General features: G+C 59.9%; 16 protein-coding genes. 10 read left to right on the top strand and 6 right to left on the bottom strand.

Annotated elements, in window-relative coordinates:
• Positions 1–72: 72 nt before the first annotated feature.
• Entirely contained in the window at positions 73–618 is a 546-nt protein-coding gene (gene rfbC / locus AC1DU9_RS00515; RefSeq protein ID WP_223462735.1) for a dTDP-4-dehydrorhamnose 3,5-epimerase, read from the bottom strand.
• Between the two features lie 190 nt (positions 619–808).
• Between rfbC and AC1DU9_RS00510 the strand changes: the two genes are divergently transcribed.
• From AC1DU9_RS00510 to AC1DU9_RS00485, 6 genes are all read left to right on the top strand, one after another.
• On the top strand, positions 809–3721 hold the full coding sequence (locus tag AC1DU9_RS00510) for an aminotransferase (RefSeq protein ID WP_477809620.1): 2913 nt from the start codon (positions 809–811) through the stop codon (positions 3719–3721).
• A 275-nt stretch (positions 3722–3996) separates the two neighbouring features.
• The gene (aguA, locus tag AC1DU9_RS00505; protein ID WP_223462733.1) at positions 3997–5103 is read left to right on the top strand and encodes an agmatine deiminase; all 1107 of its coding nucleotides are present in this window, start codon (positions 3997–3999) and stop codon (positions 5101–5103) included.
• 234 nt (positions 5104–5337) lie between these two features.
• On the top strand, positions 5338–5550 hold the full coding sequence (locus AC1DU9_RS00500; RefSeq protein WP_223462732.1) for a hypothetical protein: 213 nt from the start codon (positions 5338–5340) through the stop codon (positions 5548–5550).
• A gap of 310 nt (positions 5551–5860) precedes the next feature.
• Positions 5861–6532 (top strand): DsbA family protein, encoded by a 672-nt coding sequence (locus tag AC1DU9_RS00495; RefSeq protein ID WP_223462731.1) that lies wholly within the window; start codon positions 5861–5863, stop codon positions 6530–6532.
• Between the two features lie 260 nt (positions 6533–6792).
• Entirely contained in the window at positions 6793–8079 is a 1287-nt protein-coding gene (locus AC1DU9_RS00490) for an OprD family porin (protein ID WP_223462730.1), read from the top strand.
• A 274-nt stretch (positions 8080–8353) separates the two neighbouring features.
• A complete protein-coding gene (locus AC1DU9_RS00485; protein WP_223462729.1) occupies positions 8354–8707 on the top strand; it encodes a DUF1493 family protein in 354 nt (117 codons plus the stop codon).
• 96 nt (positions 8708–8803) lie between these two features.
• On the opposite strand, the gene AC1DU9_RS00480 is transcribed toward AC1DU9_RS00485, so the two are convergent.
• From AC1DU9_RS00480 to AC1DU9_RS00470, 3 genes are all read right to left on the bottom strand, one after another.
• Positions 8804–10345 (bottom strand): phosphoenolpyruvate carboxykinase, encoded by a 1542-nt coding sequence (locus tag AC1DU9_RS00480; RefSeq protein ID WP_223462728.1) that lies wholly within the window; start codon positions 10343–10345, stop codon positions 8804–8806.
• 180 nt (positions 10346–10525) lie between these two features.
• Complete coding sequence (gene hslO, locus AC1DU9_RS00475) at positions 10526–11428, bottom strand: Hsp33 family molecular chaperone HslO (protein WP_223462727.1); 903 nt, start codon at positions 11426–11428, stop codon at positions 10526–10528.
• Between the two features lie 228 nt (positions 11429–11656).
• A complete protein-coding gene (locus tag AC1DU9_RS00470; RefSeq protein WP_223462726.1) occupies positions 11657–12061 on the bottom strand; it encodes an RNA-binding S4 domain-containing protein in 405 nt (134 codons plus the stop codon).
• 216 nt (positions 12062–12277) lie between these two features.
• On the opposite strand from AC1DU9_RS00470, the gene rimB reads away from it, so the two are divergent.
• Positions 12278–12757, top strand: a complete 480-nt coding sequence (gene rimB, locus AC1DU9_RS00465) for a retropepsin-like aspartic endopeptidase RimB (RefSeq protein ID WP_108216130.1) — start codon at positions 12278–12280, stop codon at positions 12755–12757.
• Positions 12754–13659, top strand: coding sequence for a 30S ribosomal protein S6--L-glutamate ligase (gene rimK / locus AC1DU9_RS00460; RefSeq protein ID WP_007972871.1), 906 nt, complete (start codon positions 12754–12756; stop codon positions 13657–13659). Before rimB ends, rimK begins: the two co-directional genes overlap by 4 nt.
• 128 nt (positions 13660–13787) lie before the next feature.
• Here the strand turns inward: rimK and AC1DU9_RS00455 are convergent, their stop codons facing one another.
• On the bottom strand, positions 13788–15101 hold the full coding sequence (locus tag AC1DU9_RS00455) for an ATP-binding protein (RefSeq protein WP_223462725.1): 1314 nt from the start codon (positions 15099–15101) through the stop codon (positions 13788–13790).
• Between the two features lie 115 nt (positions 15102–15216).
• A complete protein-coding gene (gene ompR / locus AC1DU9_RS00450; RefSeq protein WP_007972873.1) occupies positions 15217–15957 on the bottom strand; it encodes an osmolarity response regulator transcription factor OmpR in 741 nt (246 codons plus the stop codon).
• A gap of 362 nt (positions 15958–16319) precedes the next feature.
• Between ompR and AC1DU9_RS00445 the strand changes: the two genes are divergently transcribed.
• Together AC1DU9_RS00445 and AC1DU9_RS00440 are read left to right on the top strand one after the other, a co-directional pair.
• Positions 16320–18644 (top strand): Tex family protein, encoded by a 2325-nt coding sequence (locus tag AC1DU9_RS00445; RefSeq protein ID WP_457265708.1) that lies wholly within the window; start codon positions 16320–16322, stop codon positions 18642–18644.
• On the top strand, positions 18644–19027 hold the full coding sequence (locus AC1DU9_RS00440; RefSeq protein ID WP_223462723.1) for a PaaI family thioesterase: 384 nt from the start codon (positions 18644–18646) through the stop codon (positions 19025–19027). The genes AC1DU9_RS00445 and AC1DU9_RS00440 overlap by 1 nt, the downstream gene beginning before the upstream one ends.
• The last annotated feature ends 79 nt before the right edge of the window (positions 19028–19106 follow it).

The following is a 19106-nucleotide window of genomic DNA, read 5'->3' as shown; positions in this document are numbered from 1 at the left end:
GTACAGGCGCATTATGCCTAGGCTTGCGGGCGCAGTCTGCGCAGCAAGTGATGCAGCAATCGGGACGCAGGGTCAGGAAAAAACGTCAGCATCCTTGAACAGTGGCGCGGCCTGATCCTTGGCGGACAGCAACGGTGCAGACTCCAGCTCCCAGTCGATGGCCAGGTCCGGATCGTCCCAGCGAATGCTGCGCTCGGCGGACGGGGTGTAGTAGTCAGTGGTTTTATAAAGAAACTCGGCGTAGTCACTCAGCACCACGAAACCGTGGGCGAAGCCTTCCGGTACCCAGAGTTGGCGATGATTGGCGGCAGACAGACGTACCGCGACCCATTTGCCGAAGTTCGGTGAGCTGCGGCGAATGTCCACAGTCACATCGAGTACTTCACCGTCGGTTACCCGGACCAGTTTGCCCTGGGTATTTTCCAGTTGGTAATGCAGGCCGCGTAGCACGCCCTTTTGCGAGCGGGAGTGGTTGTCCTGAACGAACTGAGTGTTCAGGCCGGTGGCTTCTTCGAAAGCCTTGGCATTGAAGCTCTCATAGAAGAAACCACGTTCGTCGCCAAAGACCTTGGGTTCAAGGATCAGAACACCGGGCAGGTCGGTGGTTACTACATTCATGGTGGCTCTCCAGCAGTGTGCGTTGAATGGTCGCCATTCTTGCGCAAAGCGCCGACCGGGGCGAGTGCTCAAGTAAAAATCTACTGGCCTGTTCCAGCCCCCGCAAATGACCATTACCGGTTCCGGGGGGTTGCGTATCGCCCGAACCAGTGGCGATATAGGCGCCTAATAAAATTTCAGGGGTCGTTGTATGCCGCTCGCCACGTTGATTCATCGCGCCAGTTTGCCCAGCCCGCAGGTGTCTGCGGAGCAAGCGCGAGCGCTGCTGGAGGAACATTACGGGTTCAGCGGCAGTTTGCAGGCCCTTGGCAGCCAGCAAGACCTGAATTACCGCGTCGACAGCGAGCAGGGACGTTTCGTCCTGAAAATCTGCCGTGGCGACTACTCGGTACTTGAGCTTCAGGCACAGCATGCCGGGCTCAGGCATCTGGGCGAGCACCCCGATGTTCATGTGCCGCGTGTTATTCCTGCGAAAAACGGTGCAGACCTGCTGTCTCTGGACGTGGGTGGCCAGGCGGTGCACGTTCGCCTGCTCGATTACATTGAAGGCCAGCCGCTGACGAGCCTCGGTCATTTCAACCCGACGGTGGTGTCCGGCTTCGGTCGCCTGTGCGGTGAAATGGACCTGGCCCTGGCGGATTTCGACCATCCGGGACTGGTGCGAACCCTGCAATGGGACGCCCGCCATGCTCACGCCCTGATCGCGCACTTGCTGCCGGTGATCAAGGACGAAGCCCAGCGCAAATTGATCGTCGAAGCGTCCGGGCAAGCCGAGCGGCATTTGCAGCCACTGCAGGACAAACTGCCGGTGCAGGCCATTCACATGGACATCACCGACGACAATGTGGTGTGGCAACGTGATGCGCAGCGCCATTGGCTGCTGCAAGGCGTGATCGATTTCGGCGATCTGGTGCGCACCTGGCGCATTACCGATCTGTCGGTGACCTGCGCCGCGCTGCTGCATCATGGCGAGGGCGATCCGTTCTGCATTCTGCCGGCCATCCAGGCGTATCACGCGGTCAATCCGTTGCAGCACGAAGAGCTGCTGGCGTTGTGGCCGCTGATTGTCGCCCGCGCGGCGGTGTTGGTGCTCAGCGGCGAACAGCAGGTCAGCATCGATCCGGGCAATGCCTACAGCCGCGATAACCTGGTCCATGAATGGGAAATCTTCCGTGTGGCCACGTCGGTGCCGTTGGCGCTGATGGAAGCGGCGATCCTCACGGCCGTCGGCCAGAACCTGACCCCCATCGGCAGTGAAGGCTTCGCGCCGTTGTTGCCGAGCCTGGTGGGACGTGAGTTCGCGCTGATCGACCTGGGCGTACTCAGTCCGCATTTCGAGGGCGGGAACTGGGAGCAGGAAGGCGTCGATCAGCGCCTGCTGGATGAAGCGGCCGCGGCACATGGCCTGGCGGCCAGTCGTTACGGGCAATACCGCCTGTCCCACACCCGCCCGGACAGCGCCACTGAACCTGACACTTGCCCGTTGCACGTCGAATTGCGCGTGCCTCAGGGCACGGCGGTCGAAGCACCGTTTGCCGGGGTGGTGCATCACCCATCGGCGGGCGTGCTGCAACTGGACGGCCCGGAACTGAGTGTGCGGCTTTGGGGTGTTACGCCGTCGCTGCACAGCGGCGCAGCCCTGGTCAAAGGCCAGGTACTGGGCTCGGTCAACGGGCCATTGATCGTGCAACTGTGTCGTGGCGCGTCGATCAATGCGCCGTTGTTCTGTACACCTTCGCGCGCGTCGGCGTGGCAAGCGTTATGCCCGTCGCCGGCAGCGTTGCTGGGGCTGGCGTGTGACGCCGAAGCCGAGCTCGACGGAGCGACGTTGCTGGCCCGGCGCGACGCCAGTTTCGCCCGTACGCAAAAACATTATTACGTTGATCCGCCGCGCATCGAACGCGGCTGGCGCAACCATTTGATCGACATGCAGGGCCGCTCTTACCTCGACATGCTCAACAACGTCGCGGTGCTGGGTCACGGCCATCCGCGCATGGCCGCCGTCGCCAGTCGTCAGTGGTCGTTGCTCAACACCAACTCGCGTTTCAACTACGCGGCCGTGGCCGAGTTCTCCGAGCGTTTGCTGAAGCTGTCCCCCGATGGCATGGACCGCGTGTTCCTGGTCAACAGCGGTAGCGAGGCCAACGACCTGGCGATTCGACTGGCGTGGGCCTACAGCGGCGGCCGCGACATGCTCAGTGTGCTGGAGGCCTATCACGGCTGGACGGTGGGGGCCGACTCGGTGTCGACCTCAATCGCCGACAACCCCAAGGCCTTGAGCAGTCGCCCGGACTGGGTGCACCCGGTGACCGCGCCAAACACCTATCGCGGTGAATTCCGTGGCCCCGACAGCACGCCGGATTATGTGCGTAGCGTCGAACACAACCTGGCGAAAATCGCCGAGCAGCAACGCCAATTGGCCGGTTTCATTTGCGAGCCGGTGTATGGCAATGCCGGCGGTATCTCGCTGCCACCAGGTTATTTGAAACAAGTCTATGCAATGGTCCGGGCCAGAGGCGGCGTGTGCATCGCCGACGAAGTGCAGGTCGGCTACGGGCGCATGGGGGATTTCTTCTGGGGCTTCGAAGAACAGGGCGTGGTGCCGGATATCATCACCATGGCCAAGGGAATGGGCAACGGCCAGCCGCTGGGTGCGGTCATCACCCGCAGGGAAATCGCCGAGGCGCTGGAGGCCGAGGGTTACTTCTTCTCGTCCGCCGGCGGCAGCCCGGTCAGTTGCCAGGTCGGCATGGCGGTGCTGGATGTAATGGAAGAAGAAAAACTCTGGGAGAACGCCCAGGTCGTTGGTGGGCACTTCAAGAGGCGCCTCGAAGCGTTGATCGATATTCATCCGTTAGTGGGCGCGGTGCACGGTTCCGGTTTCTACCTGGGCGTCGAACTGATCCGCAACCGCGAAACCCTGGAGCCGGCCACCGAAGAAACCACTGCACTGTGCGATCGCTTGCGTGAGCTGGGGATCTTCATGCAGCCGACCGGCGACTACCTGAACATCCTCAAGATCAAGCCGCCGATGGTCACTTCGCGCCAGAGCGTGGATTTCTTCGTGGACATGCTGTCGAAGGTGCTTGCGGAAGGCCTGTGAACACATCCCCTGTAGGAGCGAGCCTGCTCGCGATAGCGGTCTTTCAGTCGAAAAAACTGTGTCTGACATGGCCTCATCGCGAGCAGGCTCACTCCCACATGGATGGCGGTATTAGTTCGATTGATATCGGCCTTTTATCGGTTGTTTTTGTAACGGTGGATGTAAGGTGCTTTAAACGTCGATATTTATCGGATATAAAGTTGCCATTATCCACGGCGTGTACCAATGCGCTTCCATTTCTGTCAGGCATCAATGCCACTCCGGAGTCCTGAGCCATGACCACGTTGAACAGCACCCCTCGCGCCGACGGCTTCTACATGCCAGCCGAATGGGCACCCCAAACCCAGACCTGGATGATCTGGCCCGAGCGCCCGGACAACTGGCGCCTGGGCGGCAAACCGGCACAATCCGCGCATGTGGCAGTGGCCAAGGCCATCGCCCGTTTCGAACCGGTGACCGTGGCGGTTTCCGCCGGCCAGTACGAAAACGCCCGTGCCCGTCTGGACGTGCCGAATATTCGTGTGGTGGAAATGTCCAGCGACGACGCCTGGGTCCGAGACTCCGGTCCGACCTTCGTCATCAATAACAGTGGCGAAGTCCGTGGCGTGAACTGGGACTTCAACGCCTGGGGCGGCTTTGACGGCGGCTTGTATTCGCCGTGGAACCGCGACTCACAGGTTGGTGGCAAGATCCTCGAGATCGAGCGCAGCCCGCGCTACCGCACTGAAGGCTTCGTGCTGGAAGGCGGCTCGATTCACGTCGACGGCGAAGGCACGCTGATCACCACCGAAGAATGCCTGCTCAACCGCAATCGCAACCCGCACATGAATCGCGCGGAAATCGAAGCGGCCCTGAGTGCGAACCTGGCTGTGGATAAAATCATCTGGCTGCCGGATGGCTTGTTCAACGACGAAACCGACGGCCATGTGGATAACTTCTGCTGCTACGTGCGTCCGGGTGAAGTGCTGTTGGCCTGGACCGATGATCCTCAGGACCCGAACTACCCGCGCTGCCAGGCCGCGATGAAAGTGCTGCAAAGCAGCACCGACGCCAAGGGCCGCCCGTTCACGGTGCACAAAATGCCGATCCCGGGGCCGCTGTTTGCGACCGAGCAAGAGTGCGCCGGTGTCGATCCGGTGGACGGTACTCAGGAGCGTAACCCGACTGTTCGTCTGGCCGGTTCCTACGTGAACTTCCTGATCGTCAACGGCGGCATCATCGCGCCGAGCTTTGACGACCCGCAGGATGGCCCGGCAAAAGAAATCCTGCAGAACCTGTTTCCACAGCATGAAGTGGTGATGGTGCCTGGTCGCGAACTGTTACTGGGGGGCGGCAATATTCACTGCCTTACCCAGCAGCAACCCGCGCCGCACAAGGAGTGAGTGAGGTCGTAACAGCTTGAGTTGATTGCGAAATCACTCACAGCCTCCAGCGTTGCACGGAGCCCGCAGCCCTTCAGGCCTGCGGGCTTTTTTGTGTCCGCTTGGCCACACTTCAGAAACCTTGGCACAGCTCTTGTATCTCTGCCGTTGTAACTCGGGGAGGGAGAGGACTTCGATGTTCTGTCATAAACCTTGGATAAGTTAGCCGCTCACAAACCGGGAGAGAGCGCTGAAATGAACGCCGAAATGAATGTTGTGGGCGAAAAGGCGTTGCATCCCCTGGCAATAAACAGCGAATCGCTCCAGATTCTGGCGCACTGGTTCAAGTCCAATGGAATGCGTCAGATAGGTGAAACCGATCCGCGCCGGACGATGATCGAGCGTTACCCTGCTGGTTTATTCAGCGAGGCGGAACTGGATGCGTTGTGGGATGTAATGGAAGGATAAGAAGAACAACGGATTGATCAAAAAAAAGCGCTGCCGGGATGGCAGCGCTTTTTTTTGTGCAGATTTTGTAGACAACCCCGTTCCCTGTGGGAGCGAGCTTGCTCCGGGCGGCGTTCCGACGATGGCGTCCGTTCAATCAATATAAATGTCGACTGATCCACCGCTATCGCGAACTCCCACAGGGTTTTGTTACGCAACCATTCGACCGATTCAAGCAACAGTCTGAAAGCCAATCCGGCGTTTTTCCGGGACCGCTGCGGCACTAATCTGCCGACATTGAATTTTCCTGAATTTTTGTCGGAGCTTTCCCATGATCCTGCATTACATCTACGACCCCTTGTGCGGTTGGTGCTACGGTGCCAAACCGCTGGTGCAGGCCGCCCAGGCTGTGCTGCCCGTGATTGCCCACGGCGGCGGCATGATGACGGGTGCCAATCGGCAAAAGGTTTCGCCACAACTGCGCAATTACGTCATACCCCATGACCGGCGTATCGCCGAATACAGCGGGCAGCCGTTCGGTGAGGCCTATTTCGAAGGTTTGCTGCGTGATCACACCGCCGTGTTCGACTCGGCGCCACCCATCGCTGCGGTGCTGGCTGCCGAGCAAATGGCCGGTCGCGGGCTGGAGTTGCTGGGGCACTTGCAAAGTGCTCACTACGTGGAGGGGCGCCGCATCGCCGATGAATCGGTGCTGTTTGAACTTGCCCACGGTATGGGGCTGGACCGCGAAACCTTCGAAAGGGCCTTAAGGGCGGCCGACACCGAAGGCCATATCAGGAACAGCCGGGCTCTTTTGGCCAAGGTCGGCGGGCAGGGCTTTCCGACCCTGGCGCTTGAGCACAATGACCAATTCACCCTGATCGATATCGGGCCATGGCTGGGTAAACCCCAGGCATTTGCGCAGTGGCTGAGTCAGTCGCTGCAGGAGCAGGACTCATCCAATTCCGTAGCAGTCTGCGGTCTCGATGCCTGCTTCAATTGAATATTCCTGCCGCGTAAAGCAATTTCCTGGACGATTTTCGCCTGTTTTCAGAAGATTCATGAAATTGACACATCGTTGAGGGCGCAGCTACGATTCGACCCAACGCCTGTGGCCGACCGCCACGACTCAAAAACAATAAAAGGCCCGCCGCGAGAAATCGTGAGCGGGCCTTTTTGTTTTTGCATTGAAATAAGAGCGCGATAGCGCCGTTTCGGCCGTTCGACACAGCGCGTATCAACCGTATTAAGGAAAAAAACAAAATGTTGAACAAGCGAATCAGCCTGATCGCTCTGGGGATGTTGAGCGCTACACAAGCCATGGCGAACGACCAGGCCGAATCCAAGGGTTTTGTTGAAGACAGCAGCCTCAAGGTGCTGCTGCGCAATGCTTACATGAACCGTGACTTCAAAGACGGCAACCCGGATAAATCCGAGTGGGGCCAGGCGGCCATCGGCACGTTCTCGTCCGGCTTCACCCAAGGCACCGTGGGTGTGGGTGTGGACGCTTTCGGGCTGTACGCACTGAACCTGGAACGCAGCGAAGACCGTAGCGGCGCGCAAGGCATCGACTTCTTCAAAAAGGGCGACAGCGGCCAGCCGGCTGACGACCTGTCCAAGGGCGGCGCGGCGATCAAGTTCCGCCTGTCCAGCACCACCCTGACCTACGGCGACCAGATGCCGGCCCTGCCGGTGCTGAATTACGACAACTCGCGCCTGCTGCCGGAAAGCTACACCGGCACCTTGATCACCTCCAAAGAGATCAAAGGCCTGCAACTGGACGCCGGGCGCTTCACCGCCGAATCGCGTAAAAGCGCTGAAGGCCGCGACAGCGGTGGCTTGAAGTCGATCAACGTATTGGGCGGTAGCTACCAGTTCACCGAGCAATTCAAGGCTGCGCTGTACGCTTCCGACGTCGAAGACGTGCTGAAGAAACAATACGTGAACGCCAACTACGTGTTCCCGATCGACAAGGATCAGTCCCTGACCCTGGACTTCAACGGCTACCGCACCAAGCTGGAAGATTCCTACGTTCGCGAAAACGGTATCACCGGCGACGACAACAAGATCTGGAGCCTGGCGGCCACCTTCATCACCGGCCCGCACTCGTTCACCCTCGCGCATCAGCGCAGCACCGGCGACAGCAACCTGGGCTACGCCTACGGCGGCTACCAGAAAGACCAGGGTCGCGTCGGCGACGGTGGCAACACCATCTTCCTGGCGAACTCCTACTGGTCCGACTTCAACGCCGAAGACGAACGCAGCTGGCAGATGGGCTACGGCCTGGACTTCAGCACCTTCGGTGTACCGGGCCTGAGCTACAACGTGGCCTACGTGCGCGGCGACAACATCACCACTTCCACCAGCGAAGGCGGCACCGAGCGCGAGATCTTCAACCAGATCAAATACGTCGTCCAAAGCGGCCCGGCCAAAGACCTCAGCGTGAAACTGCGCAGCTCGGTCCTGCGCGTGTCGCAGAAGTCGAGCGAGTACAACGTCAGCGGCAACGAAGTGCGTGTGTTCGTGGATTACCCGATCAATATCTTTTGATGATTGGTTGTGGTGTCGAGGCCTGATGCAAGGCTGAGAATGAAGAAGCCCCGACTGGTTCGGGGGCTTAATGAGATGGTCAGCCTGGCCGAGAAACCCTGCAGGTTTACGCTTGCAGGGCTTTTCTCGTTTTCGGTCGTGCGGATGCAGAACACATCATCGACAGCTTCAAAGAAGTTGTCAGCCAATGGCCAACACTAGCGGGGGCTTTGGGGCTATCGAATCGTGAGCAGGATAATATGGCGCCTGCATTTCGATTAGCGGAGCCTACGCAATGAACCTCGCCCCCAACCTCCCCGACGACCACTTGATGCAGCAACTCATGCAACTGCTGCATGAAGAACTCGGCTTCCCCGAACGCAAAACCATCAGCCTCGCCACCTCGATCAACTTCGACCTGGGCTGCAACGGTACAGACGCCCGGCATTTGATCGAAACCCTGGAAGACCACTTCGCCATCGATTTCGTAGATTTCGACAGCTATCGCTATTTCCAGCCCGACGGCTTTGACGTGAATCTAAAGCGAAAAGCCAAGGGTCGCGGCGAGAAGGTGCCTTTGACCATCAGCATGCTCTACCGGGCCATCAAGGCCCAACGCTGGGACACGGATGAGCTCGAGGGCCTGTAACGGCCCGACGCATTCTGACTTGCCCGCGAAAAACTGAATTTTGCGCACAAAAAAGCCGCCCCGAGGGGCGGCTTCTTCGTTAGCTCAATCCAACACTTACAGCTTTGGACCAGCAGCCTTGATCGCGTCGCTCACTTCGAACTTCTTGAAGTTCTCGATGAACAGGCCGGCCAGTGCTTTGGCGGCTTCGTCGTAGGCGGCTTTGTCAGCCCAGGTGTTGCGTGGGTTCAGCAGGCCAGTCTCAACGCCCGGTACGGCCACTGGCACGTCGAGGTTGATGGTGTCCAGGTGCTCGGTCTCGGCACCGATCAGCGCGCCGCTCTGGATCGCTGCGATCACGGCGCGGGTGGTCGGGATGTTGAAGCGCTTGCCGACGCCGTAGCCACCGCCGGTCCAGCCGGTGTTGACCAGGTAGACCTTGGAGCCGAAGCCGCGGATGCGCTTGATCAGCAGCTCAGCGTATTCGCCGGCCGGACGCGGGAAGAACGGTGCGCCGAAGCAGGTGGAGAAAGTCGACTTGATGCCGCTGCCCGAGCCCATTTCGGTCGAACCGACCAGCGCGGTGTAGCCGGACAGGAAGTGGTAAGCCGCTTGTTCTTCGTTGAGGATCGACACTGGCGGCAGCACGCCGGTCAGGTCGCAAGTCAGGAAGATCACAGCGTTTGGCTCGCCACCGAGGTTCTTCTCGGAGCGCTTGGCAACGTGCTCCAGCGGGTAGGCGGCACGGCTGTTCTGGGTCAGGCTGACATCGGCGTAGTCGGCGTGCTTGGCGTCGTCGATAACGACGTTTTCCAATACCGCGCCGTGCTTGATGGCTTTCCAGATAACCGGCTCGTTCTTCTCGGACAGGTCGATGCACTTGGCATAGCAACCGCCTTCGATGTTGAACACCACGCCTTCGCCCCAGCCGTGCTCGTCGTCACCGATCAGGTAACGGCTTTCGTCGGCCGACAGGGTGGTTTTACCAGTGCCGGACAGACCGAAGAACAGGGTCACGTCGCCCTCTTCACCGATGTTGGCAGCGCAGTGCATTGGCAGCACGTCAGCAGCCGGCAGCAGGAAGTTCTGCACCGAGAACATGGCTTTCTTCATTTCACCGGCGTAACGCATGCCGGCGATCAGCACTTTCTTCTGTGCGAAGTTGAGGATCACGCAGCCGTCGGAGTTGGTGCCGTCACGCTCTGGCACGCACTCGAAGTTGGCAACGTTAAGCACCTGCCACTCGTCACGACCCGCCGGGTTGTACTGAGCCGGGTTGATGAACAGGCAACGGCCGAACAGGTTCTGCCAGGCAGTCTGGGTGGTCATCTTCACGGCCAGGTAGTGCTCGGAAGCAGCACCTACGTGCACGTGGGAAACGAAATGCTCTTGCGCGTTGTTGAATGCCTCGACGCGAGCCCACAGGGCGTCGAACTTGTCGGCCGGGAACTTGCGGTTGATCGGGCCCCAGGCGATGGCAGCCTGGGTGCTTGGCTCTTCAACGATGAAACGATCGACTGGCGAACGGCCGGTACGGTGACCGGTACGAACAACCAGTGCGCCGGTATCGGCAAGCTCGCCTTCACCGCGGTTGAGGGCTTCTTTAACCAGATCATCAACACTCAGATCGGTGTACACGGCGTTATTGGCTTGCGTCATGAGGTTCCCCGTCGGCCAGTGGCCGAGTGCTCCAAACGTTTTTGTAGTAGAAAGTCGTGCACTACTACCGCGAAAAAAGTGGGCCGGATTATGCCAGAAAAGCCCAAAAAGAGTAGGCCCCTCCTGTCGTAACGGCGTTAATCCGGCGCAAGGCAGTGAATTTACCTGCGCTGAAACGTTTCAGTGACGGGTATCTGACGGTGTCTCGATGCCCGCACCAGCGAACAATTGAGTGACATCGGCCGCGTCGAACAGGTAGCGCTGGTTGCAGAACTGGCAATCGATCTCGATGTTGCCACCGTGCTCGACGACCAATTGCTGCGCGTCTTCCTTACCCAGACTGACCAGCGCATTGGCTGAACGTTCGCGCGAGCAGCTGCAGCGGAAGCGCAACTTCTGCACATCGAACAGACGCACCTGCTCTTCGTGGTAGAGACGATGTAGCACGGTTTCGTTGTCCAGGCCCAGCAGTTCATCGGCGGTCAGGGTAGTGGCCAATGCGGTGAGGTGCTGCCAGCTGGCAGCGCGTTCCTCTTCGTCTTTAAGGCGGTCGGCGGGCAGTTGCTGCAGCAACAGGCCACGGGCGCGGCGGCCATCGGCGCAGAGCTTGATACGCGTGCCAATCTGCTGCGACATGACGAAGTAGTTGGTGAAGCAGTCGGACAACGTTTCGCCATCCAGATCGACCACGCCCTGGTAACGCTGACCGTGTCTCGGGTCGACGGTCAATGTCAGCGAGCCATCCGGCATCAAGTCGGCCAGGGTGGCGTCGGGCGCAATCCGGTCCGCCTCGTAACGAGCCAGGCCGCGGATGTCGCGCTCGCTGGAGCACTCGATCATCAGCAGCGGGATCGGGCCTTCGGAGCGGGCCTGCAGGATCAGCAAGCCATCGAACTTCAACGTGCCGACCAGCAACGATGCAGCCGCCATCAGCTCGCCGAGCAGTTGCGCGACCGGCTGCGGGTAGGCGTGTTTGGCCAGGACTTCGGCGTAGCTGAGCTCCAAAGAGACCAGCTCGCCACGGGTGTCGCTGTCATCGAAGATGAAGCGTTGGGTGAAGTCGTTATCCGGTAGGTCGGTCATAAGTCTGGGTATCTGAAGTGGTGACAAAAGTGATTACAAAATTCGAGGTTACGCCCTGGCCATAGCGTCTTGCTGCCTGGTTATGGCTTACAGGTCGGCGACTGTGTGCGCTTTACGACGAATGGCACTGCCAATGGCTCATGCAGGGTAGGCGAATTACCCCATATGGCTACGCGCAAGCACAATTACAAGTCTTTGCCTGCCCGGGTGATCGACGGAGCCGGTCAATCATTCGTTGCTGCTGCCACGAAACTTGAACAGATCCCGCCGCTGTTTCTTGCTCGGTTTGCCATCGGTGCTCACGCCCAGAGCGCCTGCTTTACGCTCGGCGGCGGCGTTTTCGCGCTTGGCGATGCTGGCTTCGGTTTCGGCGTACAGCAACTGTGCTTCCGGCGCGCCACGGCGAACGATCGACAGCGCCTGGACCACCACCGTGCGCTCGTCGAAACCGGTACGAATCACGAATTCATCGCCGATACGTGGTTCCTTGCCGGGCTTGCAGCGCTCACCCCGGCAATGCACCTTGCCGCTTTCAATCGCCGCTTTGGCCAAGGCCCGGGTTTTGTAAAATCGTGCAGCCCACAACCATTTATCGAGGCGGACTTTGTCGTCCTCTTCGTTTTTTTGTGCCATGGAATTTCCTCATTCTGAAATATTGGTGAACTGTACTACCGTTTCTCTCGTACCAAGAATTTCACCGGCCCGAGCTACAATGCTGACATTCCATAACCTCCTTGCGGGGCTGGAAATCCGGGCCGTAGATATCTGTCGCCTTTTAACCATTATTCTGCGTGAATACCGCGAATTCGGCCGCCTGCGGCCACCGCGGTTTCTACCGGTTGAGCAATTTTGAAGACATTTGACCATTTGACCGTTGTCGGTCTGCGCGAGTGGGTGGCGCTCCCTGATTTGGGAGTCGCGGGCCTTCGGGCAAAAATCGACACCGGCGCCAGCACCTCAAGCCTCCACGCCACCGAAATCGAGCCGTTCGAGCGCGACGGCGAGCAGTGGGTGCGTTTCACGGCACACCTGGGCACGGTGGTGCAGTTACGTCACCGTCGCTGCGAAGCACCGCTGGTGACAAGGAAAACCATTAAAAGCTCAAACGGTCACGCGCAGGTGCGATACGTGATCAGCACCACCCTGGCCCTTGGTGATCGGGTCTGGCGGGTCGAGTTCACGCTCGCCTGCCGCAAGTCCATGCGTTATCGCCTGTTGCTCGGCTCCAAAGCCCTGATCCACGGCCAGTTGGTGGTCAATCCGGGCATCAAGTATGTACAAGACAAGCCGGTGTTCCCGGTATCTACCTCCTCCACAGGTGTTGCATGAAGATCGCTGTGCTGTCGCGGAACCCGCGTCTGTATTCCACCCGCCGCCTGGTTGAAGCCGGTACCGAGCGAGGCCATGAAATGGTGGTGGTCGACACCTTGCGCGCCTACATGAACATCGCCAGCCACAAGCCGCAGATCCACTACCGCGGCAAGCCGCTGGAGGGTTTCGATGCGGTGATTCCACGGATCGGTGCGTCCGTGACCTTTTATGGCTGCGCAGTGCTGCGCCAGTTCGAAATGATGGGGGTATTTCCACTCAACGAGTCGGTGGCCATTGCCCGTTCGCGGGACAAGCTGCGTTCGCTGCAATTGCTGTCTCGTCGCGGGATCGGTTTGCCGGTGACCGGGTTTGCCCACTCCCCCGACGACATTCCCGATCTGATCGAAATGGTCAACGGCGCACCGTTGGTGATCAAGGTGCTGGAAGGTACCCAGGGCATCGGCGTGGTGCTGTGTGAAACCGCCACGGCCGCGGAATCGGTGATCGAGGCGTTCATGGGCCTCAAGCAGAACATCATGGTTCAGGAGTACATCAAGGAGGCTGGCGGGGCGGATATTCGCTGCTTCGTCGTCGGTGACAAGGTGATTGCGGCGATGAAGCGCCAGGCCAAACCCGGGGAGTTCCGCTCCAACCTGCATCGCGGTGGCAGCGCCAGCCTGATCAAGATCACACCCGAAGAGCGCATGACGGCGTTGCGTGCGGCAAAGGTCATGGGGTTGGCGGTGGCAGGGGTGGATATCCTGCGTTCCAATCACGGGCCGCTGGTGATGGAAGTGAACTCGTCGCCGGGGCTTGAAGGGATTGAAACCACCACCGGGAAGAATGTCGCGGGGATCATCATTGAGCATCTGGAGAAGAATGGTGGGCCGAATATGACTCGGACCAAAGGGAAGGGTTAACCCTCAAGCCTTGTGTCGGCAGGGATGCCGCCATCGCGAGCAAGCTCGCTCCCACATTGAAATGCAATCTCCTGTGGGAGCGAGCTTGCTCGCGATGGGGCCATCAGCCTCACTGAAAAATTCAGGTTTTAAACGGCATCCCGCGGCAACATCAATCCCAATGGCAACCGCACCCGCGCTTCCAGCCCACCACCCGAGCGATTGCGTAGTTCGACATTCCCGCCATGCATCGAAGCAATCCGTTTCACGATTGCCAATCCCAATCCGGTGCCCTTGCCACCGCGGGCACGATCACCGCGGGTGAACGGGTTGAAGATGGCCTCAAGTTCCGAAGGATCGATCCCAGCGCCACGATCCATGACGCTCAGCACCACGTATGGCGCGGCAGTGTCACCAGAGACATAGGCCGCCACCTCCACACCGCTGCCGGCATGATGCAGCGCATTGCCGATCAGGTTGTTCAGCAGCCGCTTCATCGACACACGACGCAACGGAAACGGCTGGATCGGCTCCAGGCGCAGCCGCACTTTCTCTTCATTCTGGTTGTAGGGCGCAGCGACCTCACGGACCAGATCACTCAGGTCAACCTCTTCCACCGACTCGTCTCGCCCGTCGCGAATGAACGCCAGGAACTGATCGAGAATCGCATCCATGTCTTCGATGTCACGCACCATGTCGTCGGTCAGGTCGGTGCGATCGCCCATCAATTCCAGGGACAGACGCAAGCGGGTCAACGGCGTGCGCAAATCATGGGAAACACCGGCCAGCATCAGTTCGCGCTCGCGACCAGCCTGCTCGACGTCTTCTGCCATCTGGTTGAAGGCTCGGTAAACCTCGGTCATCTCACTCGGCGTATCGCTGATCGGCAGGCGCACGCTGCGACCCTGGCCGAGTTGCCGTGCGGCATACACAAGACGCTTCAAAGGTTGATTGAGCTGGCTGACGAAGATCCACGCAGACGCCGTGGACAGCAGACCGATAGCAAGGAACCAGCCGAGCACATTCCAGATTTTCTGACCACGCAACGGGTGCGGATACAACGGCACTTTCAGCCAACCTTCACCCAGGCTCGGAGCACGAACCCACAATGCCGGGGGAGAATGCATGCGTAGTCGCACTTCGGTGTCCGGCCCCAACTCGGTCTGCATCTGTCGCTGGTAAATCTCACTGTATGGCCAATGTTGCTCGCCTTCCGGGACACCGGCACCCACTACCCGAATCAGGGGTGCACTATCGGCAATCTTTGCTCGGTTCTCTTCATCAGCCGCCCAGTAGGCACGCAGCACCAGGGCGACACCGTGGCTGTATTGGCGGTCCACCAGCACGTCTTCGTTCATCAGCAGATAAACCAGGGTCAGCGCCTTGGAGAAGAGAACGACGATGAGCACCAGCCAAAGGGTGCGAGAGAAGAAGCTCTGGGGAAACCAAACGGGGGTTTTCATGGATAGCCGTTAAACACTTGCAGGAGCGAGCAATGCTCGCATATTGCGGATCGCGAGTCTGCGGACAGGATCGATTGATCCGTTATCCGCATGACCCGCTCCTACAAATCGCCAATCACTTGGTGGCGGTACCATCCGGAACAAACACATAACCCACACCCCAGACGGTCTGGATGTAACGCGGTTTGGAGGGGTCGGGTTCGATCATCCGGCGCAGACGGGAAATCTGCACATCGATGGAACGCTCCAGGGCATCCCACTCGCGGCCACGGGCCAGGTTCATCAATTTGTCGCGGGTCAGCGGTTGACGCGCATTCATCACCAGGGCCTTGAGCACAGCGAATTCACCGGTGGTGAGCATGTGCACTTCTTCGCCGCGCTTGAGCTCGCGGGTGGCCAGGGACAACTCGTAGTCACCGAAGGTCACGCTTTCGTCTTCGCTGCCCGGAGCGCCAGGCACCGGAGCCGACTGGCGACGCAATACCGCCTTGACGCGAGCCATCAGCTCATCGGGGTTGAACGGCTTGGCCAGGTAATCGTCGGCGCCCAGTTCCAGGCCCTTGATGCGGCTCAGCTCGTCGCCCTTGGCGGTGAGCATGATGATCGGAATCTGGTTGTTCGCGTTGCGCAGACGGCGGCAGGCGGTCAAGCCGTCTTCGCCGGGCAACATCAGGTCGAGGACGACCAGGTTGAATACTTCGCGCGCCAGCAGGCGATCCATCTGCTCAGTGTTCGGTACGGCGCGGGCGCGGTAGCCCTTGCTGACGAAAAAACGCTCCAGCAGGCTGCTCAGTCCCGGATCGTCGTCAACGATAAGAATTTTTTCGCCTTCAGCAGTTTGTGCAGTGCTGCTCATTGGATGCTCCCTTTGATCTCGGCGCGCATTATGGCGTAGCTGCCGTTATACGCACCGTGTGCATTGTTAGCAGATTTTTCCTATACCGCCAGAAAACCGGCCATTGCACCGGCAACCCGCGATGCCCCCGAATGCCGTAACGCTGGTTATAATGCCCGGCCTTTTGTGTCAGGCAACATCAGACAGGTACTACAGACGGACGCGATTTATTTTTATCGCGTCAGCAGTAATTGTTCGATTTCACGGGTCAACGCAATGCCTGTTGACCCAGGCAGCGGCGCTGGCCAGGCCGCTCAACCAGACTCGCGAAGGCCCTATTTCCGCGCCTGCGAGCCTGCTTTCACAATTTGTCAGGTGGTTTTATGGACAGCATCAACAGCCGCATCGCCGAGGAACTCGGTGTACGCCCACAACAGGTCGAAGCGGCCGTCGCGCTACTCGATGAAGGCTCTACCGTTCCCTTCATCGCCCGTTACCGGAAAGAAGTGACCGGCAGCCTCGACGATACGCAATTGCGTCATCTGGAAGAGCGCCTGCGCTACCTGCGAGAACTCGACGAACGGCGTATCAGCATCCTCGCCAGCATCCAGGAGCAGGGCAAGCTGACCCCGCAACTGGAACGCGATATCAAGCTCGCCGATACCAAGACCCGTCTCGAAGACTTGTACCTGCCGTACAAGCAGAAGCGCCGCACCAAGGGTCAGATCGCCCTGGAAGCCGGCCTCGGCGACTTGGCGGACGGTCTGTTCAACGATCCGTCCCTGAGCCCGGAAACCGAAGCCGCACGCTTCATCGACGCGGAAAAAGGCGTGGCCGATGTGAAGGCAGCCCTCGAAGGCGCCAAATACATCCTGATGGAGCGCTTCGCCGAAGATGCCAGCCTGCTGGAGAAGCTGCGCAACTACCTCAAGCAGGAAGCCACCCTCAGTGCCCGCGTGATCGCCGGCAAGGAAGAGGAAGGCGCCAAGTTCCGCGATTACTTCGAACACGACGAACCGCTCAAAAGCATGCCGTCGCACCGCGCGCTGGCGATTTTCCGTGGCCGCAACGAAGGCATCCTCAGCTCCGCGCTGAAAGTCGGCGACGAACTGCCGGGCAGCATGCACCCGTGCGAAGGCATGATCGGCCAGCAATTCGGCATCCAGAACCAGAACCGCGCCGCCGACAAATGGCTGGGCGAAGTGGTGCGCTGGACCTGGAAGGTCAAGCTCTACACCCACCTGGAGACCGACCTGCTGGGCGAGCTGCGCGATGGCGCGGAAACCGAAGCGATCAACGTCTTCGCCCACAACCTGCACGACCTGCTGCTGTCGGCCCCGGCCGGCCCGCGCGCCACTCTGGGCCTGGACCCGGGCCTGCGCACCGGTTGCAAGGTCGCCGTGGTCGACTCCACGGGCAAGCTGCTGGATCACGCCACGGTTTACCCGCACGTGCCGCACAACAAGTGGGACCAGACCCTCGCCGTGCTCGCCGCCCTGTGCGCCAAGCACTCGGTGGACTTGATCGCCATCGGCAACGGCACCGCCAGCCGCGAGACCGACAAGCTGGCCGCCGAGCTGATCAAAAAATACCCGGCCATGAAGATGACCAAGGTCATGGTTTCCGAGGCTGGCGCATCGGTTTACTCGGCATCGGAACTGGCTTCCAAGGAATTCCCGGATCTGGACGTGTCGATCCGTGGCGCGGTGTCGATTGCCCGTCGCCTGCAAGACCCGCTGGCGGAGCTTGTGAAGATCGATCCGAAATCCATCGGCGTCGGCCAATACCAGCACGACGTGTCGCAGCTGAAACTGGCCCGTGGCCTGGATGCGGTGGTCGAGGACTGCGTTAACGCCGTTGGCGTGGACGTGAACACCGCTTCCGTGGCGCTGCTGGCACGGATCTCCGGCCTCAACGCGACCCTGGCACAGAACATCGTCAGCCACCGCGACGAGCACGGCGCGTTCAAGACCCGCGCCGCGCTGAAGAAAGTCGCCCGCCTGGGTGAAAAAACCTTCGAACAGGCCGCCGGATTCCTGCGCGTCATGAACGGTGAAAACCCACTGGACTCGTCGGCGGTTCACCCGGAAGCCTATCCGCTGGTTCAGCGCATCGCCGCCGAAACCGACCGTGACATCCGCTCGCTGATTGGCGATGCCACGTTCCTCAAGCGTCTCGATCCGAAGAAGTACACCGATGAAACCTTCGGTCTGCCGACCGTGACCGACATCCTCCAGGAGCTTGAAAAACCAGGGCGCGACCCGCGTCCCGAGTTCAAGACCGCCGAGTTCCAGGAAGGCGTCGAAGACCTCAAGGACCTGCAACCGGGCATGATCCTCGAAGGCGTGGTGACCAACGTGACCAACTTCGGTGCCTTCGTCGATATCGGCGTGCATCAGGACGGTTTGGTGCATATCTCCGCGCTTTCGGAGAAGTTCATCAAGGATCCACGGGAAGCGGTGAAGGCCGGTGACGTGGTGAAAGTGAAGGTCATGGAAGTGGACATCCCGCGCAAACGCGTAGGCCTGTCGATGCGCATGAGCGACACCCCGGGCGAGAAAATCGACGGCGCTCGCGGCGCACGTCCGGGTTCGGCGCCACGCCAGTCCCAGAACACCGCACCGCGCAAGGAAACCACGGCGGCAGCACCGGGCAACAATGCCATGGCTTCGCTGTTCGCCAATGCCAAGCAGTTGAAGAAACGCTGATGGACATTCCCGCCGGGCTGACCGAAAGCGCGTTTTTCAAGCTGCTGGGCTGCCGCTTGCACAGTCTGGAAACCGGGGTGGCGCAAGTCGCCCTGGCGCTGGAACCCGAGCTGCGCAATCGCGGCGGCAAGCTGCACGGCGGGGCCTTGTTCAGCCTGGTGGACATTGCCATGGGGCTGGCCTGTTCCAGCACCCACGGCTTTGACCAGCAGAGCGCGACCATCGAGTGCAAGATCAACTACATCCGTGCCGTCTCAGACGGCGAGGTGATGTGCACGGCACGGGTGATCCACCCGGGTCGCCGCACACTGGTGGTCGAGGCCGATGTGATGCAGTGCGACAAACTGGTCGCAAAAGCACAAGGCACGTTCGCTGTCCTGTAGATGGATGTCATCGATTTGAGTTAATTTCGGCGTTATGACCTGTAGGAGCGAGCTTGCTCGCGATGAACGTCAGGGCGCC

It is taken from the genome of Pseudomonas sp. P4_C1, assembly GCF_056402155.1.
This window is presented reverse-complemented; position numbering and strand designations above follow the sequence as displayed.